Raw genomic sequence first — 25,123 nt, forward strand, 5'->3', positions numbered from 1 at the left:
GCCGAGCGAGGCGCCGTCGACCACGACATTCGTCAGTCTTTCAGCTCGAACAGCTGGGTTCCCTGGGTGACCGCCGCGCCGACCTCGACCGAAAGTCCGGTCACGGTGCCCGCTTTGTGCGCGGTGACGGGGTTCTCCATCTTCATCGCTTCGAGCACGACGACCAGTTCGCCCGCTTCGACCCGCTGGCCTTCTTCGACGGCGACCTTGACGATGGTGCCCTGCATCGGCGCGGTGACCGCGTCGCCGCTCACCGCGGCCTTGGTGCCGCCCGCACGCTTGCGCGGCTTGGCCTTGCCGGCCGTGCCACCGCCACCACCGGCGTCCAGGGAGAACCCGCCGGGAAGCGACACTTCGAGACGACGGCCACCGACCTCGACGACGACGTTCTGGCGCGGCTGCTCCTCCTCGGCCTCGGCGGCTTCGGGAGCGACGAACGGTTCGATGGTGTTCTCGAATTCGGTCTCGATCCAGCGGGTGTGCACGCTGAACCCGTTCTCGTCACCGATGAAGGCCGGGTCGTTCACGACCACGCGGTGGAACGGCAGCACCGTCGCCATCCCGTCGGCGACCATCTCGGCCAGCGCCCGGCGGCTGCGTTCGAGCGCGTTCTGCCGGTCCGAACCGGTGACGATCAGTTTCGCGAGCATCGAGTCGAACTGACCGCCGATGACACTGCCGGACTCGACACCCGAGTCCACCCGGACGCCCGGCCCGCTCGGCGCGACGAACTTCGTCACGGTGCCGGGCGCGGGGAGGAAGCCGCGGCCGGCGTCTTCACCGTTGATGCGGAATTCGATCGAGTGACCGCGCGGCACCGGGTCCTCGGTGATGCGCAGCTTCTCGCCGCGCGCGATGCGGAACATCTCGCGCACGAGGTCGAGACCCGTGGTCTCCTCGGACACCGGGTGCTCGACCTGGAGCCGTGTGTTGACCTCGAGGAATGAGATCGTGCCGTCGACGGCGACGAGGTACTCCACGGTCCCGGCGCCGTAGTAGCCGGCTTCCTTGCAGATCGCCTTCGCGGATTCGTGGATGCGCTTGCGCTGCTCGTCGGTCAGGTACGGCGCGGGCGCCTCCTCGACCAGCTTCTGGTGGCGGCGCTGCAGTGAGCAGTCGCGGGTGCCGACGACGATGGCGTTGCCGTGCTGGTCCGCGAGGACCTGGGCCTCGACGTGACGCGGCTTGTCCAGGTAGCGCTCGACGAAGCACTCGCCGCGGCCGAAGGCGGAGATCGCCTCCCGCGTCGCCGATTCGAACAGCTCCGGGATCTCCTCGCGGGTGCGGGCGACCTTGAGTCCGCGGCCACCGCCGCCGAACGCCGCCTTGATCGCGACCGGCAGGCCGTGCTCATCGGCGAAGGCGATGATCTCGTCGGCGTTCGCGACGGGGTCCTTCGTACCGGGCACGAGCGGGGCTCCCGCCCGCAGCGCGATGTGGCGCGCGGTGACCTTGTCGCCGAGGTCGCGGATGGCCTGCGGGCTCGGTCCGATCCAGGTCAGCCCGGCGTCGATCACCGCCTGCGCGAAGTCCGCGTTCTCGGAAAGGAACCCGTAGCCGGGGTGGACCGAGTCCGCGCCCGACCGCTTGGCGGCGTCGAGCAGCTTGTCGAAGACGAGGTAGCTCTCCGCCGCGGTCGTGCCGCCGAGGGCGAAGGCCTCGTCGGCGAGACGGACATGGGGTGCGTCACGATCCGGATCGGCGTAGACGGCCACGCTGGTCAGCCCGGCGTCCTTCGCCGCCCTGATCACCCGTACCGCGATTTCCCCGCGGTTCGCGATCAGGATCTTGGTCACCGGACCACCTGTGCCGGCCTGCTCGGTCACGCCGTACCTCCTGCGTTCGCACGTCGGGCCGCCCCGAGGCGGCTCCGCAGCAGTTTAGAAGAAATTCCCGCCCCGATTAGTGAGAGCAAGGCCACCCGGAGACCTTCTGTTTATATCAGTGAGAAGTCCTTCTCCGGTTCTTCCATCAGGCCTTACACCAGCGCCTCCCGGTGGCGCAGTTCTTCCGGAAGGTCGGAATCGAGCACGATCAGGTCGTACGGCTGTGCCTGGTGGACCCGGCCGAGGTGCTCGGCCTTGACCAGTGCCCACGGCTGATGCGGGCCGCGGCACTCGACCAGCCGCTGGACCGTGCTGAAAGCGATCAGCGCCATCCGGCCGTCGCTGGTCTTGCGGAGCTCGATCTCCGCACGCGTGAAGTCCTTCGGTTTTTTCGCCGTGGGCAGGAACAGGGCGTTGGGCAATCCGGGATTCGTCACGGGAACAACATAGACGTGCACTCTGCGCTAGATCACTTACGCTCTCGGATATGCGGACTCAGGAAGCGCGGACGCCGCGATCCGTGCTGTTCACCGCGCTGCTGGCGGTGGTGGTGACGGCCGGGGTCATCGTGGCCGTGTTCCTGCTCCGCCCGGACGCTCCGGTGCCCGCGGACGCGCCCGGCGGGCTTTCGGTGCCGGACAGTGGTTCCGCCTTGCCCGCCGTCAATTGTGGTCAGTCGGTCTGCCGGGAGATCGGCGCGATGACCGTCGGCGGGATGCCCGTCGTGCTCCTGGCCGACGAAACGGGGAAACAGGGCGTGGTCCGGATCGGCTCGGACACGGTGTTCCCGCTGATGGTCAACGACATGGGGGTCACCCTCAAGGGCGATTCGCTGCGCTGCGTCGACGGCGCGACGCAGGTCTGCCTGGTCCGCGGGGACACCGGCGGCGGTTCGGCGGGCGAGTTGTTCGTCGCGCGCGGCGGGATCTGGCGGGACACCGGGAAGCCGTACTTCTCCGACGCCGGGACGATCGCGCTGAACGACGTGACCGCCGACGGGATCGCGGACGTCATCGTCGTGCGGCACGAGTGCCCCGGTGCGCAGACCGGATCGGCGCGCTGTCAGGCCGCGCCGGTGCTCGCGGAGGTCTACGACGTCGCCCGCGGTTCGGTGGGCTGTACGCGCCGGTACACCGCGCCTTCGGAGCTGAAGGGCTGGCCGGAGGTCCGGCTCACCCGCGCTGACCTGCGCGCCTGCCCCTGAGGGAGAGCAAGGGACCTTTGCTGTCGCCCGGCGCCCAAAGCGCGTTTAGCGGGCTAAACGCGCTTTGGGCACATCAAGGGGTCAGGAGGTCGCGCCCGCAGCGACAGGCTTCTTCTCCTGCGTAGCGGCTTCGCCGTCTGCGGAAGGCGAAGGGTCTGTCGGCGAGTTGAGCACGTCGTCGTCCAGCAGGCCTTCGCCACGAGCGACGACGACCGGCACGACGATCTGACCCGCGACGTTGGTCGCGGTCCGCATCATGTCCATGATCGGGTTGACCGAGTAGATCAGCGCGATCCCGAGCGCCACCTGCTGCGCGTCGAGTCCGATGAACGCGGTGGTCAGCGTCAGCGCGGTCAGCCAGCCGGTGGTACCCGCGGTGGCCAGCGCGCCCAGCACGGCGACCACGACGATGCCGACGTACTGCCAGATGTTCAGCGAAACGCCGGACAGGTTCGCGATGAAGATCGCGCCGATCGCCGGGAACACCGCGGCGCAGCCGTCCATCTTGGTCGCGCTGCCCAGCGGAGTCGCGAAGGCGGCGTACGCGGGCTGGACGCCCAGGTTGACGGCGGACTGCCGGGTCAGGGGCAGCGTCGCGGCCGAAGACTGCGAAGCGAACGCGAACTGGATCGCCGTGCCCGCCTTGGCGAAGAACTTCAGCGGGCTGACCTTCGCCACGAACTGCAGAAGAATCGGGTAGACCACGAACAGCACCAGGAGGCAGCCGACGTACACCGCGAGTGTGGTGCTGAGCAGCGGCCGGAACAGCGCGTCACCGTAGTTCGACACGGCCGCGCCGATCAGGCCGACGATGCCGATCGGGGCCAGCCGGACGATCCAGCCGAGGTAGCGCTGGATGATCTCGAAGACGCTGGTGGTGAAGTCGACGAACGGCTTGGCCTTGTCGCCGAGGCTGTAGGCGGCGGCGCCGATCAGCACGGCGAGGAACAGCACCTGAAGCGTCTCACCCTCGGTGAAGGCGGTGAAGAAGTTCTTCGGCAGCAGTCCGTCGATGAAGGCGCTCCAGGAGCCCCAGTGGTCGACGCTCTTGGTCGCCTTGTCCGCGTTCTTCGCGGTCGCGGCGACACCCTCGCCGAGGCCGCCGCTGCCCGGGTTGAACAGCTTCGCGACGGCGATGCCGATCAGTGACGCGATGAACGACGTGATCGCGAACCACAGGACGGTCTTGCCGCCCAGCCGGGCGGCCTTCCTGCCGCCGCCGAGGCCGCGCAGGCTGTTGATGCCGACCACGATCGCCGTGAAGACCAGCGGGATCACCGCGATCTGCAGCAGTGTCGTGAAGATCGTGCCGATCTGGTCGAGCAGTTCGGTCAGCCAGCTCGCCTCGCTCGTCCTGGCGAGGATGCCGAGCAGGGCACCCACGACGAGCGAGCCGAGGACAGCCGCCGCGAAGACCCTTGGCCTGGTGTAGGTCCGAATGAAAGACACGGGGCGACTCCGGTGCGTGAAGGTTTCCTGATTGGCCGAACGTGAAGAACGTTCGGCGAGGCAGGACTCTTCCGGATCACCCGATCGTGTGGGAGCTGTCTCAGGATGCGGGAGGTGACCAGAGATCGACGACGCTCACGCCGACCTCGCTCAGGAGGCGCCGGGTCAGCGGCAGGCTGATTCCGATGACGCTCGACGGGTCGCCGTCGATCCCGTCGACGAACCAGCCGCCGAGTCCGTCCAGGGTGAAGCCGCCCGCTACCTGGAGCGGCTCGCCGGACGCGATGTAGGCGTCGATTTCTTCCGGCGAGGGCGTGCCGAAGCGAACAGTGGTCCCTTCGGTTCCTGACGTTTCCTTCGTCCTCTCGCCGTTCTCGACGCGGATGATCGCGTGGCCGGTGAGGAGTGCACCGGTTTTGCCCGCCATCGACGCCCAGCGTTCGCGCGCGACCTCCGGCGTGATCGGCTTGCCGACCATGGCGCCGCCGATCGACAGCATCGAATCGCAGCCGACGATGACCAGGTCGGCGCTGCCCTCGTGCGACCCGGCGAGCGTCTTGAAAACCGCCTCGGCCTTGGCGGCGGCGAGCGCCCTGACCAGCTCCTCCGGCGCGGGGTCGGTCAGGGACGCGGCCACCGCGTCCTCGTCGACGCCGGAGACGACGACGCTCGGATCGAAGCCGGCGGAACGCAGGACGGCGAGGCGGGCGGGGGACTGGGACGCGAGGACGAAACGCACCTCCGGAAGGTACTCGACGACCCTGCGTTGCCTAATTGTGACCTGGGACACCCGATCGTGGAGTTAGTTTGTTGTGGCGCGCAACATATGGATTGTTCGAGCTACGGAGGAAATAATGCCGTCCCGCCTCCGCGTCAGAAGATCGCTTCGCACGACGCAAACCACAGTGCTCGCAGGCCTGCTTTTGGCTGGTCCGGCCTTGACGCCGATGGCGTCGGCCACCCCGGGGCCGCTGTACCGGAATCCGCACGCTTCGGTGTCCTCGCGGGTCGACGACCTGCTGAAACGGATGAGTCTCGACGACAAGGTCGGCCAGATGACGCAGGCCGAACGGGGCGCGGTCACACCCGATCAGGCCGCCGCGCTCAAGCTGGGGTCGCTGTTGTCCGGCGGCGGCTCCGTGCCGGCCGGTAACACGCCGAACGGCTGGGCCGACATGGTCGACTCGTATCAGAAGGCGGCGGTTTCGACGCCGCTCGGCATCCCCACGATCTACGGCGTCGACGCCGTGCACGGCCACAACAACGTCTACGGCGCGACGATCTTCCCGCACAACATCGGCCTCGGCGCCGCGAACAATCCGCGCCTGGTCGAGAAAATCGGCCGGGCGACCGCGTTGGAAGTCGCCGGAACCGGGCCGCAGTGGGACTTCTCGCCGTGCCTGTGCGTCGCCCGTGACGATCGCTGGGGCCGGACTTACGAATCCTTCGGCGAATCGCCGCGCGACGCCGTCGCCAACGCTTCGGCCATCACTGGTCTTCAGGGGCACGGGCTCGGGGAGAAGCCGGGCTCGGTGCTCGCGACCGCGAAGCACTACGTCGGCGACGGCGGCACCACGAACGGCGTCGACCAGGGCAACACCGAGATCAGCGAACGCGAACTGCGCCAGATCCACCTGCCGCCGTTCCGCGAGGCGATCGACCGGGGCGTCGGCTCGGTGATGATCTCGTTCTCGAGCTTCCAAGGGGTGCGCATGCACGCCCAGAAGTACCTCATCACCGACGTGCTCAAGAAGGAACTGCGGTTCTCCGGCCTGGTGATCTCGGACTACAACGCGATCAACCAGATCGACGGGCAAGAAGGCTTCACGCCCGAAGAAGTGCGGCTTTCGGTCAACGCGGGCATCGACATGTTCATGGTCCCCTGGGACGCGCCGCAGTTCATCGCCTACCTCAAGGCCGAGGTCGAGGCGGGGCGCGTCCCGACGGCCCGGATCGACGACGCGAACCGCCGCATCCTGGCGGAGAAGTTCAAGCTCGGCCTGTTCGAGCACCCGTACACCGACCGTTCACTCCAGAAGACGTTCGGCAGCAAGGAACATCGCGAGCTGGCCCGGCAGGCCGTCCGTGAATCGCAGGTACTGCTGAAGAACGACGGTGTGCTGCCGCTGGCGAAGAAGAACAACAAGATCTTCGTCGCGGGCAAGAACGCGAACGACATCGGCAACCAGGCCGGCGGCTGGACGCTCACCTGGCAAGGGCAGAGCGGCCCGGTCATCCCGGGTACGACCATCCTCGACGGGCTCAAGTCGGGGGCGGGGAAGGGCACCACGGTGACCTATGACCGCGCGGGTGACGGAATCGACGGCAGCTACCAGGTCGCCGTCGCAGTGGTGGGCGAAACGCCGTACGCCGAAGGGCAGGGAGACCGTCCGAACGGCTTCGGACTCGACGCGGAAGACCTCGCCACGATCGCCAAGCTGAAGAGTTCCGGTGTCCCGGTCGTCGTGGTGACCGTGTCAGGGCGGCCACTCGATATCGCCGCTCAGCTGCCGCAGTTCGACGGGCTCGTCGCCGCCTGGCTCCCGGGTAGCGAAGGCGCCGGTGTCGCCGATGTCCTTTACGGCGACTACAACCCGACCGGGAAACTGACGTTCAGCTGGCCGGCCAGCGCGACCCAGGAGCCGGTGAACGTCGGTGACGGCAAGAAGGCGCTGTACCCGTACGGCTTCGGTCTGCGGTACCGGCGCTAGAGACGTCCGCCCTCCCGCGGATGAGATGAAGGGGCCTTTCATGGCGAATTTTGCGATGAAAGGCCCCTTCATTGCGCTCCCCAGGGCCACCCACGCCGCATTTAGAGGACTAAATGCCGGAGCCGGGGTGCGGGGTGGAACGCGTTTCGTCCTCTAAATGCGGGAGCCGTGGTCAGGCGGCGGTCGCGGCGGAGGGTTCGGGGGCGACGGCCGGGTGAGGGGGTCGCGGGGCCGGACGACGCATCGTGAGCGCGGCCAGCACGCCCAGCAGCAGAACGGCCGCCGGCAGCAGCAAGGTCACCCGAGCCGCGTCCGTTAGTCCATTGTGGACGGCGTCGAGAGCGAGCCGCTGAGCCTGCTCCGCCAAGTCGGCGGGAAGCCCCGGAATGGCCGCCTGCCCGGAAGAACCGAACTCCCCGGTCGATTCCGCGGCCTTCGCGATGCCTTCCGCGAACGGCGTGCGGTACTGCTCCGGCAACGCTGTCGCGGCCGAAGCCGCCTCGTCGGCGATCGACACGCTGATCCGCGCCTGCAGCAGCACGCCGACGGCGGCACTGCCGAGCACGCCGCCGACCTGGCGGGCGGTGTTGAAGATGCCCGACGCGGTCCCGGTGAGCCGCGGTTCCACCGAACTCATCGCCAGATTGCCCATGGGGGCGAAGATGAATCCGATCCCGACACCCGTCACCAGCAGCGCCGGGGTGAGCCCCCACGCGTTCGCGTCGGCGTGGGCGAGCAGGGAGACGAGAACCAATCCCGCGGCGAGCGCCCCCAGGCCGATGACGAGCAGGACCTTGCCGTTGACCTTGTCCGACGCCTTGCCCACGAACGGACCGATCATCCCCGCCAGCAACGACATCGGCGCGAACAGCAGACCGGTCATCGTCGGGGATTCGCCGAGCACGGCCTGAAGGTAGATCACCAGCGGCAGGAACATGCCGGTCATCGCGAAGCCGACGGTGACCGACGTCAGGGTGCCAGCCGAGAAATTACGGTTGGCGAAGACGGCCAGCGGCAGCAGCGGTTCGTCACGATTGACGCGTTGCCACACCACGAAAGCGATCAGCAGGGCGATACCGGCCCCGATGATTTCGAACACGGTGATCGGTCCGAACACCCGTCCCCAGTCGTACTGCTGTCCATTTTGGACGCCGTACACCACGCAGAACAGGCCGGCACCGGAGAGCAGGATTCCCGGCACGTCGAAGGAATGCGAGTGCTTCGGCTGCCAGTCCGGCACCTTGAGCAGCGCCAGCGTGAGCGCGACCACGCCTACCGGCAGGTTGACGAAGAAGATCCATTCCCAGCCGAGGTGGTCGACGAGCACGCCGCCGAGGAGCGGTCCGGCGATCGCCGCGATCCCGGCGACGCCGCTCCACAATCCCATGGCCGGTCCGCGTTTCGACGGCGGGAACAGGTGGCTGATGAACGCCAGGGTCTGCGGGGTCATCAAGGCGGCCCCGAGTCCCTGCACCGCGCGGGCGGCGATGAGCATCTCGACCGAACCGGAGAGACCGCACCACACCGAGGCGAGCGTGAACACCACGAGGCCCGCCGCGTAGACCCGCTTCGGGCCGAACCGGTCGCCGAGACGGCTGGCGAACAGCATCGGTACCGCGTAGGCCAGCAGGTAAACGCTGATCACCCACACGATGGCGTTCAATCCGGCGTCGAGTTCGCGCAGCATCGCGGGAATCGCGGTCGAAACGATCGTGGTGTCCAGCAGGATCATGAAGAAACCCAGGCACAGCGCGGAAAGTGCCGCCCAGGGATTAGCTTGTCTTGCGTTCATCGGGTTCGTCCTCGGTGACCAGGTTCAGCCGTGGTGTGCAGTGGCCCTGGAACCGGATGCGGCCGGATTCCAGGTCTTCGATGAGCTTCTGGGTCCACTCGAGCTCGAAGGCGCGGTGCGCGGTCGCGTAGGACCAGTCGAGCCAGTAGACCTCCGGAAGGTGCTGCTCGTTGACCAGGCTGTCGAGTACGACCTGGTCCGACGCGGCGGCCGCCTGCAGTTGAAGCACGCGGTGTTTGAGCTGGGCCACCGTGATCTCCGGGCCGAGTTCGTCGATGACGGCCAGCCCGCTGAGGAACTCCGGGTACTCCTCGGCCGGGGTGCTGAGCATGCCCTTTGCCCGGTCGACGAACTCGTCGAGGCCGGCTTCCGTCATGGCGTAAACGGTCCGCTCGGGCCGATTCCCGTCGCGCTGCGTTTCGACGACCTCGACGAAACCGTTTCGCACCAAGCGATCCACGGTGTGATAGAGCGATCCGGCCTTCACCTTGACCCGCTTGCTGACGTAGCGCTCCCGCATCAGCTGCGCCATTTCGTACGGGTGCATGGGCCGCTCGTGGAGGAGTTCCAGCACCGCGATGGCGAGCGGGGTGAGCTTCGCGGCCATGACTGATCCTCCCGGAAGATTCCGTATCGATTATTCCGCGTGGACTATATGGCATGGCTGTGTAGGAGCTCAAGTACCCACCCTTGCTCGCTGATCGCAGGTGGGTACAGCGTGCGCAAGAGGCGAACAAAGCACGCACAACGGAGAGGGCGGTCAGCGCGGATGGCCTTCGGCAGGGGTGGCCGTCGCTCTGGTGACCGACGCCTTCGCGCCGCCCGCCGAACCGCCGTCCGTGGACCTGGCGCGTTCGCGGACGGCTACCGGCGGGAAGGTGTGGTCATCACGGTGACCCAAAACCGGAAACTGACGTACGAGATCGTCGACGGCATGGCGTCAGGGGCAGGCCCGTCGTTCAGCGAAGACTGGATACCCGTGGTGTTCTCCCGGCTTCCGACCGGCACGGAGTGCGTCTACATCGGGATGCGCGCCGCCCCCAAGATCGCCTAGTTCAGGCGTCTCGGCCCGATCTCGCGCTCGAGGAAGCGGTGGTACTCGATGGCCGCTATCGAGTTCTCCAGCTGTTCGAACGTGGGCGCGGGCAGCGCACCGTTGAAGACGATCGTCAGGCTCTTGCGCGGGATGTTGATGACGTACGGATCGACGCCGAGTTCTTCGCAGTTCTCGCGAAGCACGGCGGTCCAGTGGTCCAGATCCTCGTCTTCACCGAGATGCTCCCATCGCGCGACGATCCAGTTGCCGTTGATCAGCTGACCCGCCATCTCCCGCGGATCGTGGACCATGTACGGCTCGGCGATGTCGTTCATCGGTCCAAGTGCTCGATGAGCGCGGCGAAGGACTCGGCCGGGACCACCAGGATCGGCCGGATCTCGTCCGGCAGGGCCCCTTGCTTGGTGTCCCGGATGCCGACCAGACCGGGCAGTGCGCCGACTTCGACGCAGGCGTTCTCCTCCCAGTGCGTGTAGGTCGACTTGTGCCAGCCGGTCATGCGTTCGTGCCAGTTGGTCATCGGAGTGCCTTTCCCCAGTGACTGTTTCGGCAAGTAGACGGGTTGCGCGGAGGCAAAGTTGTCAATTTCGGGTGATCTACCGCCGTGGTTCGGTGAACGGTCCGTGAAGAGCCCCGAAATCGCGCTCAGCGCAGGAAAAGGGGCCTTCAGCGACAGCCGCTTTACATACGATGCACTCTCGGGGTGCATAAAACCAAGAGTCCTTGGTCACTGGAGCGGTTCAGGAGGCGAGAGCCCGGTAGTCGGCCGCGATCCGCGCCAGATGCGAGCACGCGACGTCGTCGTAGGTGGCGTAGCGCTCGACTTCGGCGAAGTTCTTCTCGTAGTCGGCGACTTCCCGTTCGTCCGTGACGAGCGCCGTGGCCGTCTGCGTACCGAGGAGCACCGCGCGCGAGTCGTAGATGTCGAAACCGTGGAGCACGGCGACCGACACCGGCGTCGTCCACGGGATCACGCCGAGCCGCACGCGCCCGTGGCAGGACAGGTCGATGAGGTGGTCGAGCTGGGCCGCCATCGTCTTCGCCCCGCCCATGTTCCAGCGCAGGGCCCCTTCGGTCAGCACGAAGTGGAACTCACGGTTCGATTCGAGGATCCGCTGACGCTCCAGCCGGGCTTCGATCGTCTGGTCGCGCTCGTCGTCCGGCAGCGAATCGCCGAACAGCGCGGTGATGTAGTCGCGGGTCTGGAGCAGGCCGAACACGATGGTCGGCTGGAAACTCCGGATCCGGGCGGACGCGGTCTCGATCTTGCCGATGCGCTGCTGCATCCGCCAGGCGCCCCGTTGCAGCACGACGCGGGCGGACGACGCCTCCTCGCGCAGGTCGCGGGTGATCGCGACCAGTGCCCGCCGGACGCTCGCCGAGGCGCGATAGGCGTGGCACAGCGCGACGACCTGGTCCTCGGTCGGCATGAACGCGCCGGTTTCGACCCGGGAGACCTTGGACTGGCTGAGGCCGGTGAGCCTCGCCGCCTCGGTGCCGGACAAACCGGCGGCTTTGCGCAGGCGGCGCAACTCGGTGGAGAGGTGGTCCTGGTTCGTCACGCACGGCCTTCTGAGGCGGATCCGGTCGACAAGAACTGTCACTCTAGTCCGCGGTGACCGGATCCGTGCTCCTCCGAGGCGCGCGTCAGCGAGGAAGCGCCGAAGCCTTCCAGGCCCCCTCGCCGGGGGCGAGCGGGGCGCGCACGAGCGAAGCCTTGTCCGCCCACCACGACTGCCGTTTCGGTGCCGGTTCCGGTGCTCGCGCGCCGGCCACCGCCACGACGACGGCGGTCAGCGCGGCGAGTTCGGCGTCGCTCGGATTGCCGCGGACGACCCGAAGCAGCGGGGTTTCGGGCGTGCTCACAGCGGGATGTTCCCGTGCTTCTTGGGCGGCAGCGTCTCTCGTTTGCCCTGGAGCAGCGAAAGCGCCTTCGCGATGTGGCCGCGGGTGTGCGCGGGCACGATCACCGAATCGACGTAACCGCGCTCGGCCGCCGCGTACGGGTTCAGGAGGGTGTCTTCGTACTCCTGGATGAGTTCGGCCCGCAACGCGTCGACGTCCTTGCCTTCGGCGGCGGCCGCGGCGAGGGTCTTGCGGTGGACGATGTTCGCCGCGCCCTGCGCGCCCATGACCGCGACCTGCGCGGTCGGCCAGGCGAGGTTGACGTCGGCGCCGAGGTGCTTCGACCCCATGACGTCGTACGCGCCCCCGTAAGCCTTGCGGGTGATGACGGTGACGAGCGGGACGGTCGCTTCGGCGTAGGCGTAGATCAGCTTCGCGCCGCGCCGGATGATGCCGTTCCATTCCTGGTCGGTGCCGGGCAGGAAACCGGGGACGTCGACGAAGGTCAGGACCGGGATGTTGAACGCGTCGCAGGTGCGCACGAAGCGCGCGGCCTTCTCGGAGGCGTCGATGTCGAGGCAGCCGGCGAACTGGGTCGGCTGGTTCGCCACGATGCCGACGCTGCGCCCGTCGACCCGGCCGAAACCGACCAGGATGTTCGGCGCGAACAGCTCGTGCACTTCGAGGAAGTCACCGTCGTCGACGACGCGGGTGATGACCTCGTGCATGTCGTACGGCTGGTTCGGCGAGTCCGGGATGAGGGTGTCGAGTTCGCGGTCGGACTCGGTGACGTTCTCGAAGAACCCGGGCTTCGGAGCGTCCGTCTCCGAATGCGGCGCTTCGGAGAGGTTGTTCGCCGGGAGATAGGAGAGCAGTTCCTTCACGTACGCGATGGCGTCCTCGTCGTCGGAACCGAGGTAGTGCGCGTTACCCGACCGGGTGTTGTGCGTGCGCCCGCCGCCGAGCTCCTCGAACGAGACCTCTTCACCCGTCACGGTCTTCACGACGTCGGGGCCGGTGATGAACATGTGGGAGGTCTTGTCGACCATCACCACGAAGTCGGTCAGCGCGGGGGAGTAGACGTGCCCGCCCGCGTTGGCGCCCATGATCAGCGAGATCTGCGGGATGACGCCGGACGCCTTGACGTTGCGATTGAAGATCTCGCCGTACAGCCCGAGCGAGACGACGCCTTCCTGGATCCGCGCGCCGCCGCCTTCGTTGATGCCGATGATCGGACGGCCGGTCTTGATCGCCAGGTCCATCACCTTGACGATCTTTTCGCCGTACACCTCGCCGAGCGAACCACCGAAGACGGTGACGTCCTGGCTGAACACGCACACCGGACGGCCGTCGACGGTGCCGTAGCCGGTGACGACGCCGTCGCCGTAGGGCCGGTTCTTCTCCTGGCCGAAGGCCGTCGAGCGATGCTTCGCCAGCTCGTCGAGTTCGACGAACGATCCTTCGTCCAGCAGCAGATCGATCCGCTCGCGAGCGGTCTTCTTGCCCTTGGCGTGCTGTTTCTCCACCGCCCTCGCGGAACCCGCGTGCACCGCCTCGTCATACCGGCGGTACAGGTCGGCCAGCTTCCCGGCCGTGGTGTGGATGTCCGGTTCGTCCTCGGGCGGCGTCCCGAGCGGCTCCGTCGCACTGCTCATGAAACCGCAGCCTAGCTACTCGACGGTCACTTCGCGTGTGGCGTAGGCAACGTCCGTCGCTAGAGGGAAGCGCGCACCAGGCCCGACTCGTAGGCCGCGATCACCAGCTGCGCCCGGTCCCGTGCGGCGAGTTTGTGCAGAAGGTGGCCGATATGGGTCTTCACCGTCGCCAGCCCGAGGTGCAGTGTCCGAGCGATCTCGTCGTTCGACAGGCCGCGCGCGATCAGGCTCAGGACCTCGCGTTCGCGCGTGGTGATGTTGTCGAGCGAGGCCGAGACGCGCCGTCCCGGTTCGGGCAGCCGCGCGAACTCGGCGATGAGCCTGCGCGTGATCGAAGGCGCGAGCAGTCCTTCGCCCGCCGCGACGACCCGGATCGCGCTCAGCAGCTCGGCGGGCGGGGTGTCCTTCAGCAGGAACCCGCTCGCTCCCGCGCGCAGTGCCGAATAGACGTAGGCGTCGAGGTCGAAAGTCGTCAGCATCAGCACGTGGACGCCTTCGCAGGCGGCCGACGCGCAGATTCGCCGGGTCGCTTCGATGCCGTCCAGCTCCGGCATCCGGACGTCCATCAGCACGACGTCGGGGCGTTCCTTCTCCGCCAGTTCCGCCGCCTCCACACCATTACCCGCCTCCCCGACGACTTCGAAATCGGGCGCGCTGTCGACGAGCACGCGGAAACTGCCGCGCAGCAGCGCCTGGTCGTCGGCGATCAGTACGCGGATCATCGCGTCCCCACTTCCTTCACGGCGTACGGCAACCGTGCGAACACCCGGAATCCCCCAGCGGCCAGTGGTCCCGCTTCGAAGTCACCACCGTAGACGGCGACGCGTTCGCGCATGCCGATCAAGCCGTGTCCGCCGACGGCCGATGGCGAGCCGTCGCCGCGCCCGTCGTCGACGATCTCGACGCAGACCTCTCCGGGGCCTTCGGTGACCGTCACCCGGCAGGCCGACGGCCCCGCGTGCTTCACGACGTTGGTCACCGCCTCCTGCGTGATGCGGTAGATCGAAAGCGCGACGCCTTCGGGCAGTTCGTCCACCACCTCGCCGGACAGTTCGACGCGCACTCCGGCTTGCCCGGCGCGTTCGGCCAGGGTCCGGAGATCGGCGAGTTTCGGCGCGGGGCCGAGCGCGGCCTCGTGCGTGCCGTCGCCGGAACGGAGGACGCCGAGCATCCGCCGGAGTTCGACGAGGGTTTCGCGGCTGGTGAGTTCGATGACCCGCAACGCTTCGCGCGCTTCTTCGGGCTGTTCCTTCGCGACGTGGTTGCCCACGGCCGCCTTCACCGCGATCAGGCTCATGCTGTGCGCGACGACGTCGTGCATTTCGCGCGCGATGCGCAGCCGTTCGTCGGAAACCGCCTGGTGTGCCTGGGCGGCGGCGAGCTGCGCGAGGTTCGCTTGCCGTTGCCGCGCCGTCCAGCCGAGTGCCCACGAGCCCGCCAGTCCGCCACCCGCGAAGGCCGTCGAAGCGAGGGTGCTCGGGCCGAGGTGCAGGAATTCGAGGAACACCACGACGACCAGGCCCGCGCCCATCGCGGCCAGCGAGCGGGGACGCGGATGTTCCAGCGCCACCGTGTACAGGGCGGCCGCGGTCGCCAGCGCGGACGCCGGACCGAGACCGCCGCCGGCGAGCGAAGCGGGGATCATGGTGCCCAGCGCGAAGAAGTAGGCCGTCACCGGATGATGGCGCCGCAGCACGATCGCGATCGCGCAGGCGCCGACCGCGACCCAGGCAAGCCAGACGGGGATCTCGACGGTGAACGTCCACGTCTTCGCCGCGAGGTTCCCACCGACGGCCACCACGAGCACCACTGCGAGAAGCGCGTCGATCGTGTGCGCCACTCGATTGGGGAGCGGCGACGGCTGTTTCATACGGCGAACTTAGCCGGACGGGTGGCGCGGGCGCGTCCGTCCGGTGGGGGTCATCCCCAGGGTGGAGATCAGCTTCCGTGCGCCGCGGCGAAGAACTCCTTCAGCTTCTCGCGCCGGCTTCGCAGCACCTCGGGTACGACGTCCTCCTGCCCGGCGGGGACGGTCTGGGTCACTTCGACCATGGTGCCGTCGAGTGCGGAGTGGGTGAACTCCCAGCGGACGACGCCACCTCGCGGCAGGGAAAGCTCCAGTAGCCGCGGTGGTTCCTCGCGGAGGATCGTGCCCGCCGCCATTTCGGGGGCGAGCAGTGCCCAAGCCTCGTCGAGCGGTTTCCAGATCAGGTCGCGGCGGAAGCGGATCACCTTGCCGTCGCCGGTTTCGAGGACTTCACCGTCGGCGAGCCCGAACTCCTCGACGTAGGCCTCGATCGGGCCGACCCAGTCCTTGGGCCGCTCGTACTCTTCGCCGTCGAGCGACGCCGAAAGCGCGACGAGGCAGCTGTCCCAGCCGGCGGCCGTGCGACCGGCCGCGATCCGCGCGATGGCGGGTTCGCCGCGGCCGAACGTATGCGTGAACAGCAGACGGCAGCCGTCCTCCTCCGGGCTGATCTCCCAGCGGAGGACGTCGTCGTTCCAGCTGAACGCGAACACGCGGGGTGCGTCCGCTTCGAGGACCTCGCCCACCGCCGGGGTTTCTTCGCCCTCGAAGGTGAACTCGATGGCCCCACCCGGCCGCAGATCGACGGTGACCGCCGCGGGGAACCATCGCGCGAGTTCCGCCGGTTCGGTGACCGCCCGCCAGACGCGCTCGGGACTGTGCGCGAGCCGTCGTTCGAGGCGGAGCGCTGGACGATCTCCGACGGCTTCCAAGCTGGCGCGACCGGTCACGGTTACCTCCTTATGTGCCGCCAAAGGAATATAACCGTGAAGGAATACTGCGTCAACTGCCGCGTAGGGCGGCCACCACGTTCTTCAGTTCGGGGTCGGCGTGGGCCTTGTCGAGAGCCGTCGCCAAGACCTCCCGGTAGGTCGACTCGGTTTCGGCGTACCGCTTCCTTCCTGTTTCGGTGATGCAGGTGTAGACCCCGCGACGATCGTCCTCGCACGGGTCGCGGTCGGTCAGCCCGGCGTCTTCGAGGCGGACGACCATCCGGCTCACGGAACTCTGGTTGAGCCCGATCGCCTCGGCGAGGTCCTGCATGCGCAGGACGCCGTCCTGGGTGGCGGTCAGCTTGCCGAGCGCGCGGAACTCGGACAGGCCGAGTCCATGCCGTCGTTGGAGTGCCTTCCCGAGTTCGTGTTCGATGCGCCCGTGCAGCCTGAGGACGCGATCCCACGCCAGTTCATCGGTGGTCATGGCGACCTCCCTCGCTTCGCTTGACAACAGTTTACATGCAGTGACAGCATCTGTTTGCACATACATGTACTTCGAAACCACTTCGGAGGGGATCGCGATGACCGAGGACCGAAGCTTCCTGTTCCTGCTGGGGAGCGCCCGTGCCGGCGGGAACACGGAGATGCTGGCGAGGCGGGCGGCGAAGGAGTTGCCCCGGAGTGTCAAGCAGCGGTGGATCCGGACGTCCGAGCTGCCGCTGGCGCCGTTCGTCGACCGGAAGCACGACGGCGACGACTTCGTTCCGCCCGCCGGAAACGAGCGCGCGCTGTTCGACGCGACCATGGCGGCCACGGATCTGGTGATCGCGTCACCGGTCTATTGGTACAGCGTGTCGGCGTCGGTGAAGCTGTACTTCGACCACTGGGCGGCCTGGCTGGACCAGCCGGAACTCCGCTTCAAGGAGCGGATGCGCGGTAAGACCCTGTGGGGAGTGAGCGCGCTCGCCGAGCGGCCGGAGCAGGCGGAACCGCTGATCGGCACCCTGCGCAAAACCGCCGGATATCTCGGGATGCACTGGGGTGGGCAGTTGCTCGGCAACGGGAGCCGTCCTGGGGACGTCTTGCTGGACGAGGATGCGCTCAAGGCGGCCGTGACCTTCTTCGCGGGGGCGGATCTCGTGCGCGCCTGAGGTTCAGGACGTGTGGACGCCGATCCCGCTCCGGCCCGGCGCGAGGTGGTCGCGCAGGACGAGGTCCTCGTCGTAGTCACCGCCGTTCTGGGAACGGAACGGGATCGGGTCGCTTGTGGCCAGTGTCCGCAACCGGTCGCGCAGCGCTTCGACGGCGACGTCGTACTGCCCGGGGGAAACGCGGTCGGCACCGTGGATCGTGAGCGGCGGGAGCACGGACATTCCCGCGTACCACAGGGTTCCGTGCTGCAATGGGAACAGCAGGTCGTTGATCTCGCCGTTCACGCCCCGCGGTCCGATCGTGGCTTCCGGGGCACCTGCGGTCAGCAGGACCATGGCGCGTTTTCCGGCCAGCTTCCCTTCGCCGTAGCGCGCCGTTTTGCCGTCGGGACGCTGGACACCGTAGGCGAAACCCTTGACGAAGACGCGGTCGAACCAGCCCTTGAGGATCGCGGGCATTCCGTACCACCACAGCGGGAACTGGATGATCACGGCGTCCGCCCAGGCCAGTTTCTCGTGCTCCGCCCGGATGTCCTCGCTCAGTTCGCCCGAGGTGAAGGCGTCCTTCGAGGTCGCGCCGACGATCAACCGGTCGCTCCCCGCCGCCGAACCGAAGTCGTCGGTGTCGACGACGGGCTTCCATTTCATCGCGTACAGGTCGGATTCCCGGACGTTCGCACCCTGTTCGCGGAGCGCGCGCACGCCTTCGTCGCGCAGCGAGCCGCCGAGGGAACGGGGTTCCGGGTGGGCGAAGATCCACAGCACGTTCATGTCTTCAAGGTCTCTCGCCAGGCCCGCGGAATCGAGTGGCCCGATGGCCAATATGTGCAAGAATCGAGCCATGGGCTTCTTCACGCGTCCGGGTCGCCATCGGGTCGCCGTGCTGGTCCGGCACGGCATGCTGGTGATGGAGCTGGGCATCGTCGTCCGGCTGTTCGGCACGGCCAAATCGGCCGACGGCGAGCTCCTGTACGAGGTCGTCACGTGCACGCCGGAGCCCGGGGAGATCCGGACCGACGCCGACGTCACCGTCTCGGTCCCGCGCGGGCCGGAAGTGCTGGCCGAGGCCGACACCGTCGTCATCCCGGCGTCGTCCACCGAATACGAGCCGTCGGGACACGACCTCACCGAACCGCTCGCGCGGGCCTTGGCGCTGATCCGGCCGGACGCCAGGATCGCGTCGATCTGCACGGGCGCCTTCGTGCTCGCCGCCGCCGGTCTCCTCGACGGCCGGAGGGCGACCACGCACTGGCGCTCGGCGCTGGACTTCCAGGCGAAGTTCCCGAAGGTCGACCTCGACCCCGGCGTGCTCTACACCGACGACGGCAACGTGCTGACGGCGGCGGGCGTCGCGTCCGGCATCGATCTCTGCCTGCACATGATCCGCTGCGATCACGGTGCCGCGGTCGCGAACGAGGTCGCCCGCGGAACGGTCGTCTCGCCCCATCGGGAAGGCGGGCAGGCGCAGTTCATCCGCCGCCCGGTGCCGGAACCGCAGTCCTCGTCGACCTCGGCGGCGCGGGCCTGGGCGCTGGAAAACCTCGACCGGCCGCTGACGCTGCGCGAACTCGCGGCGAAGGAGTCGATGAGCACGCGGACGTTCACGCGGCGCTTTCGGGAGGAGGTCGGGATTTCGGCGGTGCAGTGGCTGACCCAGCAGCGGGTCGAACGGGCCCGCCAGCTGCTCGAAGAGACCGACCTGCCGGTGGACCGGATCGCCGCCGAGGCGGGGTTCGGCACCGCCGCGTCCCTGCGCCAGCGTCTGCAGGCGGCGCTGGGGGTCTCGCCGAGCGCGTACCGGAACACCTTCCGCGAAGCGGTCTAAGAGACGCCTATGGCACTGACCGGCTGGTAACTTACCCGGAAATAAGTTCCGGAGGTGGTCAGTGACGACAGCGAAGGCCCTCAAGTTCGCCGAGCGGGTGCTGTTCGGCGCCGCCGCGATCGGCACCGTGTACTCCGCCAGGACCGGCAACCGGCGGATGCGACTGGTGACCAAGCCCGCCGCGGTACCCGTGCTCGCCGCCAGGGTCGCGCGCTCGCGAGGGCTCGGGCGAGGGGAGAAGGGCCTGCTCGTCGCCGCCTTGGTCGCGGCCGGTGCCGGTGACCACTTCATGGGCAGGTCGGACGAAGACGGCCAACTGATCAAGGGCGCGACGTCGTTCGGCGTGATGCAGATGCTGTACTCCACGCTGCTGTGGCGCCGCGGTGCCCGGCCGCGCGCCGCGACCACGCCGCCCCGGCTCGCCGCGTGGGTGACGGCCGCGATGTCGATGGCGCTGCCGAAGCCGTCTCCGGTGTCTTCGGTGCTTTCGGTCTACGGAGGGCTGCTGAGCACCACGTCGACCCTCGCTGCCGACCCTGTCTTGGCGCCGAAGGCCAAGGTTTCGGGTGGGATGGTGGTCCCTTCGGGTGATCGCCGGACCTGGATCGCCGCCGGCGCGCTGCTGTTCTCCGCGTCGGACCTGGCGATCCTCATCCGCCGCAACTTCGTCACCAGCGAGCGCGTGCGGGCCGATCTCGAAACGTTCGTGCTGACGTCGTACCTCGCCTCCCAGTGGCTGCTTGTCGAAGGCATGACCGCGGCAGACTAGAAAGTTAAGTACTTACTTGACTATTGCTCGCCAGGAGCGCATGGTTAAGCATGTGCCTAACCAACGGATGGACCAGGTGTTCAAGGCGCTGTCCGACGGGACGCGCCGCGAAATGATCGAGCGCCTCACCCGGGGACCCGCCTCGGTGGGGGAGCTCGCGCAGCCGTTGTCGATGTCGCTGCCCGCGGTGATGCAGCACCTCCAGGTGCTCGAAGCCGGCGGGCTGGTCCGGTCGGAAAAGGCGGGGCGGGTCCGCACCTGCCACCTCGAACCGGGCGGATTGCGGATGGCCGAGGACTGGCTCGGCAGGCAACGCACCGGCTGGGAACACCGGCTCGATCACCTTGGTGACTTTCTGGATTCCGATGAAGGGAAGCGATCATGACCGTCAAGCACGCCACTTTCACCCTCGAACGCGTCTACCCCGTGCCGCCGGAACGCGTCTTCGCGGCCTGGGCCGATCCCGCCGCGAAAGCGGGTTGGTTCACCGTGCCCGGAGGCGGGCACTCACTGGACTTCCGCGTCGGTGGCCGCGAAGTCACCACCGGCCCTCCCGGCGACGGGAAACGGATGGTCTTCGACGCGCGCTACGAGGACATCGCCGAGAACGAACGGATCGTCTACTCGGGGACGCTCTCCGCGAACGACGTCCTGGCGACGGTGTCCGTCACGACGATCCTGTTCGAAGCCGAGCACGAGGGCACCCGGCTGACGCTGATCGAACAGGGCACCTTCCTCGACGGGCATGAAGAGCCGAGCTGGCGGGAGCAGGGCACGGGCGACTGGCTCGACGCGCTGGGCAAGGCGCTGCCGGTTTAGTTTTTCCGACAGTATGGGGACATGCTGACCGCTGAGTTGATCGTCGACAGCCATGTCCCGGCCGAACCCGCGCTTTCTCCGGACGGCCGCCGGATCGCGTACCAGGTCACGACCGTCACGGCGGGCATCCCGGAAATCTGGCTCGCCGCCGTGGACGGTGGCGAAAAGCCTCGCAAGCTGGCCGAAGGCTCCTCGCCGAAATGGTCACCGGACTCCGCGACGCTCTATTTCCTTCGAGACGGCCGTCTTTACGCCGAGGGCGTGCCGGAGCCGCTGATCACTTGGGGAAGCGCGATCACGGCGTTTCTTCCGATGCGCGAACGGATCGTGTTCATCGCCGAAGACGAGGCGCCGGTCCTGGACCCGTGGGTCTGGAGCGAAAGCCTTCGCCGCCCGGCCCGGCTGCGGAGTCACGAGCTGCGGACCGGCGAGGTCGGGACGCTCACCGATGACCACGTCGTCGACATCGCCCGCCGCCCCGACGACGGTGCGCTCGCCATCCTCACCTGGCCGACCCCCGAACTCGACCCCGGCGGGCTCGAACCCCGGCTCTCCTTGCTGGATCCGGAAACGGGTGCCAGGCGTGACCTCGGCCAGACCGCGGTCGAAGCCACCAACCCCGTTTGGTGGCGGGATCACGACGGCTGGCACGTCACCTATCTCGCGACGCCCGAGATGGTGGGTGGCTGGGCGGTCTTCGATGTTCCGGTGGAAACCGGGGAACACCGCAACCTGACCCCGGAATCGGCCTGTCCGATCAGGCTCGCGCAGGTCGATTCCGGTGCTCCGCTGGTGCTCGTCGCCGACGGTCTCGATACGGCGCTCCACCGGCTCGGGTCCGGCGAAGTGTCGTTCTGGCGCGGGCAAGCGGACGCGCTGACCTCGAACGGCGAGATCGTGGCCACCGTGCTGAGCACCGCGTACCGGCCGAAGGATGTCCATTGTGGACCGGTGGGCGGGCCGTTGACGCGAGTGAGCGATACCGCGCCGGAGTTCGCCGCCTTCTCGTGGGGAACACAGGAACGCTTGTCCTACAAGGCGTCTGACGGACTGTTGCTGGACGGACTGCTGGTCCTCCCGCCGGGAAAGAGCCGAGGCGACGGGCCTTTCTCGCTGGTCGTCCTGCCGCACGGCGGGCCTTACGACCGGAACGCGGATCGGTTCATGCTCAACTGGTACCCGTCCGCGCAATGGCTGGCCGCGGCCGGGCACGCCGTCTTCCTGCCGAACCCCCGCGGCGGACAAGGTCACGGGCACGAATTCGCCGCTTCCGTCGCCGGACGGGTCGGCATGGAGGAATGGAGCGATCTCCAGACCGGGATCGACCTCCTCGTCGATGAGGGAGTGGCCGACCCCGAGCGACTGGGGATCGCGGGCTGGAGCCACGGCGGCTTCGTGGCGGCGTGGGCCGTCGGGCAGACCCACCGGTTCAAGGCCGCCTTGATGGGTGCCGGGATCTGCGATTGGGGGATGCTCGCCGCCACCGGCGAACTCGGCCCCTTGGAGGCGGCGCTCGGCGGAAGTTTCGGCTGGGAAGGGAAAGGCCCGCACCGGCACGACCAGCTCAGCCCGATCTCCTACGCGTCGAAGATCGAGACCCCCGTGCTGATCGTGCACGGCGCGGACGACACGAACGTCCCGTTGTCCCAAGCGGAATTCTTCCACCGCGCCCTACGCCACTTCGGCGTCGAACACGACCTTGTCGTTTATCCTGGCGAAGGACACCGCATCGGTGGGCGGGAGCATCAGCTGGATCTGCTCCGCCGCACACGTGAGTGGTTCAGCCGCCTGCTTTAGCTCCAGTCGGCCTGCGGCAGCCCGGGAACGTACGTGCCGAACGTCCACTCGTACCCTTCGAGATCGTCGACGCGGAAGCGGTAATTCCCCCATTCGGTATTCGTCGGCTCCCAGACGGTGGTCGCGCCGGCTTCGATGGCGGAGGCGAAGACGGCGTTCACGGCTTCTTGAGTCGGAAGGCTGAGGTAGAGCCCGTGGCCGACGGTCTCGCCCTTGCGTGCCGGGCGGTCGTAGTCCTCCTCCGCGCTGAACACGATGATGCCGACGCCGCCGAGTCGCAGTTCGGCATGCTGGATCAGGCCCTTGTCGTCGGCGTACTCCGCGACGGTCTCGAAACCGAAGGCGCTTTCGAGCCACCGAAGCGCCTTCGGGGCGTCGCGGTAAGCGAGGTAGGAGTGGAGAGCGGCGGTGCGTTCGGTGGTTTCGGTCATGGGCACAGCCTGGCAACCGATGCGGACACCCACGGTCCTCGATTCCCGGCGTTTTCACCACAGCAGGCGAAGGCCGAGTGCGGTGATCAGCGCACTGGAAGCGAGCGCGGTGACCAGCCGTCCGCGACGTCCGGTCAACGCCTTGCCGAGCACCGCGCCGCCGCCCGCGAGGAACAGTTGCCAGCTGGCCGAGGCCACGAACGCCGCGAGCACGAAGACCACGTGCTCCGCGCCGGTCGCCGCGGCCATGTCCCCACTGCCGAGTACGAGCGCCGCGAAATAGACCACCGTGGCCGGATTCAGCAGCGTGATCCCGAGCAGGCTCACGAAGGCCTTCAGCGGTCCGATCGCCATCGGCTGGGTCACCTCGGCTTTCGCGGAGGCGCGGAAATTCCGGATCCCGGTGATTCCGATGTGGACGGCCAGCCCGAGCAACACCACCACCGAAGCCCAGCGCAACGGCACGGCGATCGGCTGGATGACCGGGACGAGCCGGCTGCCGCCGAGTACCGCGATGAAGGCGTAGAGGCCGTCGGCCGTGGCGACCCCGAGCGCGGCGTACGCGCCGATCTTGAGTCCTGTCCGAGCCGTCAGCACCACCAGATAGGTCCCGACCGCGCCCACCGGAATGGCGATGCCATAACCGGCGAGCAGGCCCGCGACGAGCGCGGCGCTCACGGTCGGACTGGTGTCGGCCTCCGACCGGGGCCGGCCTGCTGCTGCACCCGCACCCGTCGGACGACGGAGGGCGAGGACAGGAAGGCGATGGTCGAAGTCATGTGCTGAAGGATGCGAACCGGAGGGCCCGCGCGCAACACGATTACGGACCGGGAGTCACTACCGGCCGATGTAGGCGCTCTGCAGAACGGCGTCCAGGTCGCTCAGCAGCCGGGCCTTCGGCCGCGCGCCGACGGTCGTCCACACCGGACCGCCGTCGCGGAAGAGAATCAGCGTCGGCAGGGACATCACCTGGTAATTCCGTGCCGTCAGAGGGTTTTCGTCGGAGTTGAGCTTGCGGATGAGCAGCGCGTCGGCGCGCTCGTCGGCGATCTCGGCGAGCACCGGCGCGATCATGTGGCAAGGCGGGCACCACTGCGCCCAGAAGTCCACCAGGACGGGCTTGTCCTGGTCCAGGACGAGTTCTTGGAAGGTTTCGTCGGTGACGACGGAAAGGGATGGCATCTCAGGACTCCTTGTTCTCCGGCATGACGACGCACGGGCCCGGCGGTGTTTTCAACGCGCCGGCCAATTTGGCCAGCAGGCCGGCCCGCACGTCGTTGAGCCTGGCCAGGCAGGCGTCCACCTCGGCGAGTTTGCGTTGGTAGACCTCGATCGAATCGGCGCACGAGTCGCCGGTCTCGTGACCGGCGCGCAGACACTCGACGAACGGCCTGGTGTCTTCGAGGCTGAGCCCGACCGCTTGCAGGGTCAGGATCTCGTTGACCAGGCGGTAGTCGTCTTCGTCGTACTCCCGGTAGCCGTTCGACGCGCGCCGTGCGTCGAGAAGCCCCTGTGACTCATAGAAACGCAGCGCGCGGGTGGTGGTTCCGGTACGCGCGGCGAGTTCGCCGATCCGCATGGTTCCGAGCGTAAACCTTGCCCTTGGCGTCAAGGCAAAGACGAAATCCGGGTCGGGTCGACCGGTCAGTCGTCGAGATCGACCCGGATGGTGAGGAGCTGGGTGCCGATCGCCCGCACGGCGGCGCTGTTGAGCCTGGGCAGGGCCTTGAGCCGGGCGCGCGGGTCGTCGTCCGGGAGCAGGTGTGCCGTCCCGGTGTGCCACTGGCCTTCGAGCCGGAGCCGGACGCGCGGATCGGCTTGGATGTTGCGGACGTACTGCGACTTCTCGCCGAACTCCGAGACGATCCAGAACTCGCGGCCCACCCGGCGCCCGCCGACCGGTGTCTGCCGGGGCACCCCGGATTTACGGCCCGTCGTCTCGAGGACCGGCTGGTTCGGCAACCGGCGGAGAAGCGGGTTGCCGACCTGCCGCTGGAAGGTCGTGGCCACCCGGTGCTTGATCTCGTGAAAGCGGGACATACGGCTCCTGCTG

At 67.9% G+C, this 25,123-nt stretch carries 30 protein-coding genes; 9 read left to right on the top strand and 21 right to left on the bottom strand.

What is annotated here, in order from left to right; translation table 11 throughout:
* Positions 1 to 32: 32 nt before the first annotated feature.
* Together AVL48_RS29250 and AVL48_RS29255 are read right to left on the bottom strand one after the other, a co-directional pair.
* On the bottom strand, positions 33 to 1,826 hold the full coding sequence (locus AVL48_RS29250; RefSeq protein WP_061983515.1) for an acetyl/propionyl/methylcrotonyl-CoA carboxylase subunit alpha: 1,794 nt from the start codon (positions 1,824 to 1,826) through the stop codon (positions 33 to 35).
* A 152-nt stretch (positions 1,827 to 1,978) separates the two neighbouring features.
* Positions 1,979 to 2,263: an SAV_915 family protein gene (locus AVL48_RS29255; protein ID WP_061983581.1), complete on the bottom strand. Its 285-nt coding sequence runs from the start codon at positions 2,261 to 2,263 to the stop codon at positions 1,979 to 1,981.
* A gap of 83 nt (positions 2,264 to 2,346) precedes the next feature.
* On the opposite strand from AVL48_RS29255, the gene AVL48_RS29260 reads away from it, so the two are divergent.
* On the top strand, positions 2,347 to 3,030 hold the full coding sequence (locus AVL48_RS29260; protein WP_082857789.1) for a hypothetical protein: 684 nt from the start codon (positions 2,347 to 2,349) through the stop codon (positions 3,028 to 3,030).
* A gap of 81 nt (positions 3,031 to 3,111) precedes the next feature.
* Here AVL48_RS29260 and AVL48_RS29265 read toward each other — a convergent pair whose 3' ends face one another.
* Positions 3,112 to 4,479 carry a dicarboxylate/amino acid:cation symporter gene (locus AVL48_RS29265; protein ID WP_061983517.1) on the bottom strand — a complete coding sequence of 456 codons (1,368 nt, stop codon included), beginning with the start codon at positions 4,477 to 4,479 and terminating at the stop codon, positions 3,112 to 3,114.
* A 100-nt stretch (positions 4,480 to 4,579) separates the two neighbouring features.
* A complete protein-coding gene (locus tag AVL48_RS29270) occupies positions 4,580 to 5,218 on the bottom strand; it encodes a Maf family protein (protein WP_061983518.1) in 639 nt (212 codons plus the stop codon).
* A gap of 166 nt (positions 5,219 to 5,384) precedes the next feature.
* On the opposite strand from AVL48_RS29270, the gene AVL48_RS29275 reads away from it, so the two are divergent.
* Positions 5,385 to 7,190 (top strand): glycoside hydrolase family 3 protein, encoded by a 1,806-nt coding sequence (locus AVL48_RS29275; RefSeq protein WP_061983519.1) that lies wholly within the window; start codon positions 5,385 to 5,387, stop codon positions 7,188 to 7,190.
* A gap of 172 nt (positions 7,191 to 7,362) precedes the next feature.
* Here AVL48_RS29275 and AVL48_RS29280 read toward each other — a convergent pair whose 3' ends face one another.
* Positions 7,363 to 8,982 (bottom strand): DHA2 family efflux MFS transporter permease subunit, encoded by a 1,620-nt coding sequence (locus AVL48_RS29280; RefSeq protein ID WP_074038203.1) that lies wholly within the window; start codon positions 8,980 to 8,982, stop codon positions 7,363 to 7,365.
* Entirely contained in the window at positions 8,963 to 9,589 is a 627-nt protein-coding gene (locus AVL48_RS29285) for a PadR family transcriptional regulator (protein WP_061983521.1), read from the bottom strand. The genes AVL48_RS29280 and AVL48_RS29285 overlap by 20 nt, the downstream gene beginning before the upstream one ends.
* Before the next feature lie 285 nt (positions 9,590 to 9,874).
* On the opposite strand from AVL48_RS29285, the gene AVL48_RS38670 reads away from it, so the two are divergent.
* Positions 9,875 to 10,036 (top strand): hypothetical protein, encoded by a 162-nt coding sequence (locus AVL48_RS38670; protein ID WP_244162495.1) that lies wholly within the window; start codon positions 9,875 to 9,877, stop codon positions 10,034 to 10,036.
* Here AVL48_RS38670 and AVL48_RS29290 read toward each other — a convergent pair.
* From AVL48_RS29290 to AVL48_RS29330, 9 genes are all read right to left on the bottom strand, one after another.
* A complete protein-coding gene (locus AVL48_RS29290; RefSeq protein WP_061983523.1) occupies positions 10,033 to 10,353 on the bottom strand; it encodes a hypothetical protein in 321 nt (106 codons plus the stop codon). The two genes, AVL48_RS38670 and AVL48_RS29290, sit on opposite strands and share 4 nt — an antisense overlap.
* Positions 10,350 to 10,556, bottom strand: coding sequence for a DUF397 domain-containing protein (locus tag AVL48_RS29295; RefSeq protein ID WP_061983524.1), 207 nt, complete (start codon positions 10,554 to 10,556; stop codon positions 10,350 to 10,352). The genes AVL48_RS29290 and AVL48_RS29295 overlap by 4 nt, the downstream gene beginning before the upstream one ends.
* Before the next feature lie 220 nt (positions 10,557 to 10,776).
* A complete protein-coding gene (locus AVL48_RS29300; protein ID WP_061983525.1) occupies positions 10,777 to 11,598 on the bottom strand; it encodes a helix-turn-helix domain-containing protein in 822 nt (273 codons plus the stop codon).
* A gap of 85 nt (positions 11,599 to 11,683) precedes the next feature.
* Entirely contained in the window at positions 11,684 to 11,902 is a 219-nt protein-coding gene (locus AVL48_RS29305) for an acyl-CoA carboxylase subunit epsilon (RefSeq protein WP_061983526.1), read from the bottom strand.
* The gene (locus tag AVL48_RS29310) at positions 11,899 to 13,536 is read right to left on the bottom strand and encodes an acyl-CoA carboxylase subunit beta (protein WP_061983527.1); all 1,638 of its coding nucleotides are present in this window, start codon (positions 13,534 to 13,536) and stop codon (positions 11,899 to 11,901) included. Before AVL48_RS29310 ends, AVL48_RS29305 begins: the two co-directional genes overlap by 4 nt.
* Positions 13,537 to 13,595: 59 nt before the next feature.
* Positions 13,596 to 14,258 carry a response regulator gene (locus AVL48_RS29315; protein WP_061983528.1) on the bottom strand — a complete coding sequence of 221 codons (663 nt, stop codon included), beginning with the start codon at positions 14,256 to 14,258 and terminating at the stop codon, positions 13,596 to 13,598.
* A complete protein-coding gene (locus AVL48_RS29320; protein ID WP_061983529.1) occupies positions 14,255 to 15,406 on the bottom strand; it encodes a sensor histidine kinase in 1,152 nt (383 codons plus the stop codon). Before AVL48_RS29320 ends, AVL48_RS29315 begins: the two co-directional genes overlap by 4 nt.
* A gap of 68 nt (positions 15,407 to 15,474) precedes the next feature.
* Entirely contained in the window at positions 15,475 to 16,293 is an 819-nt protein-coding gene (locus AVL48_RS29325; protein ID WP_061983530.1) for an SRPBCC family protein, read from the bottom strand.
* A gap of 52 nt (positions 16,294 to 16,345) precedes the next feature.
* Complete coding sequence (locus tag AVL48_RS29330) at positions 16,346 to 16,762, bottom strand: MarR family winged helix-turn-helix transcriptional regulator (protein WP_061983531.1); 417 nt, start codon at positions 16,760 to 16,762, stop codon at positions 16,346 to 16,348.
* A 97-nt stretch (positions 16,763 to 16,859) separates the two neighbouring features.
* On the opposite strand from AVL48_RS29330, the gene AVL48_RS29335 reads away from it, so the two are divergent.
* A complete protein-coding gene (locus tag AVL48_RS29335; RefSeq protein ID WP_061983582.1) occupies positions 16,860 to 17,429 on the top strand; it encodes a flavodoxin family protein in 570 nt (189 codons plus the stop codon).
* Between the two features lie 3 nt (positions 17,430 to 17,432).
* Here the strand turns inward: AVL48_RS29335 and AVL48_RS29340 are convergent, their stop codons facing one another.
* On the bottom strand, positions 17,433 to 18,200 hold the full coding sequence (locus AVL48_RS29340; protein WP_061983532.1) for an NAD(P)H-dependent oxidoreductase: 768 nt from the start codon (positions 18,198 to 18,200) through the stop codon (positions 17,433 to 17,435).
* A gap of 43 nt (positions 18,201 to 18,243) precedes the next feature.
* Between AVL48_RS29340 and AVL48_RS29345 the strand changes: the two genes are divergently transcribed.
* The 5 genes from AVL48_RS29345 (at position 18,244) to AVL48_RS29365 (ending at position 22,639) form a co-directional block, all read left to right on the top strand.
* Entirely contained in the window at positions 18,244 to 19,254 is a 1,011-nt protein-coding gene (locus AVL48_RS29345; protein WP_061983533.1) for a GlxA family transcriptional regulator, read from the top strand.
* Between the two features lie 61 nt (positions 19,255 to 19,315).
* Positions 19,316 to 20,023: a lysoplasmalogenase family protein gene (locus AVL48_RS29350; protein ID WP_061983534.1), complete on the top strand. Its 708-nt coding sequence runs from the start codon at positions 19,316 to 19,318 to the stop codon at positions 20,021 to 20,023.
* A gap of 67 nt (positions 20,024 to 20,090) precedes the next feature.
* Positions 20,091 to 20,408 (top strand): ArsR/SmtB family transcription factor, encoded by a 318-nt coding sequence (locus tag AVL48_RS29355; protein ID WP_061983535.1) that lies wholly within the window; start codon positions 20,091 to 20,093, stop codon positions 20,406 to 20,408.
* Complete coding sequence (locus AVL48_RS29360) at positions 20,405 to 20,842, top strand: SRPBCC domain-containing protein (protein WP_061983536.1); 438 nt, start codon at positions 20,405 to 20,407, stop codon at positions 20,840 to 20,842. The genes AVL48_RS29355 and AVL48_RS29360 overlap by 4 nt, the downstream gene beginning before the upstream one ends.
* A 21-nt stretch (positions 20,843 to 20,863) precedes the next feature.
* A complete protein-coding gene (locus AVL48_RS29365) occupies positions 20,864 to 22,639 on the top strand; it encodes a S9 family peptidase (RefSeq protein WP_061983537.1) in 1,776 nt (591 codons plus the stop codon).
* On the opposite strand, the gene AVL48_RS29370 is transcribed toward AVL48_RS29365, so the two are convergent.
* The 5 genes from AVL48_RS29370 to AVL48_RS29390 form a co-directional block, all read right to left on the bottom strand.
* Positions 22,636 to 23,070, bottom strand: a complete 435-nt coding sequence (locus tag AVL48_RS29370; RefSeq protein ID WP_061983538.1) for a VOC family protein — start codon at positions 23,068 to 23,070, stop codon at positions 22,636 to 22,638. The genes AVL48_RS29365 and AVL48_RS29370 overlap by 4 nt on opposite strands.
* A 54-nt stretch (positions 23,071 to 23,124) precedes the next feature.
* Entirely contained in the window at positions 23,125 to 23,748 is a 624-nt protein-coding gene (locus tag AVL48_RS29375) for a LysE/ArgO family amino acid transporter (RefSeq protein ID WP_061983539.1), read from the bottom strand.
* A gap of 159 nt (positions 23,749 to 23,907) precedes the next feature.
* On the bottom strand, positions 23,908 to 24,252 hold the full coding sequence (gene trxA, locus AVL48_RS29380) for a thioredoxin (protein ID WP_061983540.1): 345 nt from the start codon (positions 24,250 to 24,252) through the stop codon (positions 23,908 to 23,910).
* A 1-nt stretch (position 24,253) separates the two neighbouring features.
* On the bottom strand, positions 24,254 to 24,649 hold the full coding sequence (locus tag AVL48_RS29385) for a MerR family transcriptional regulator (protein WP_061983541.1): 396 nt from the start codon (positions 24,647 to 24,649) through the stop codon (positions 24,254 to 24,256).
* A gap of 65 nt (positions 24,650 to 24,714) precedes the next feature.
* Complete coding sequence (locus tag AVL48_RS29390) at positions 24,715 to 25,110, bottom strand: nitroreductase/quinone reductase family protein (RefSeq protein WP_061983542.1); 396 nt, start codon at positions 25,108 to 25,110, stop codon at positions 24,715 to 24,717.
* Between the last annotated feature and the right edge of the window lie 13 nt (positions 25,111 to 25,123).

It is taken from the genome of Amycolatopsis regifaucium (assembly GCF_001613935.1).
Classification (GTDB): Bacteria; Actinomycetota; Actinomycetes; order Mycobacteriales; family Pseudonocardiaceae; genus Amycolatopsis; species Amycolatopsis regifaucium.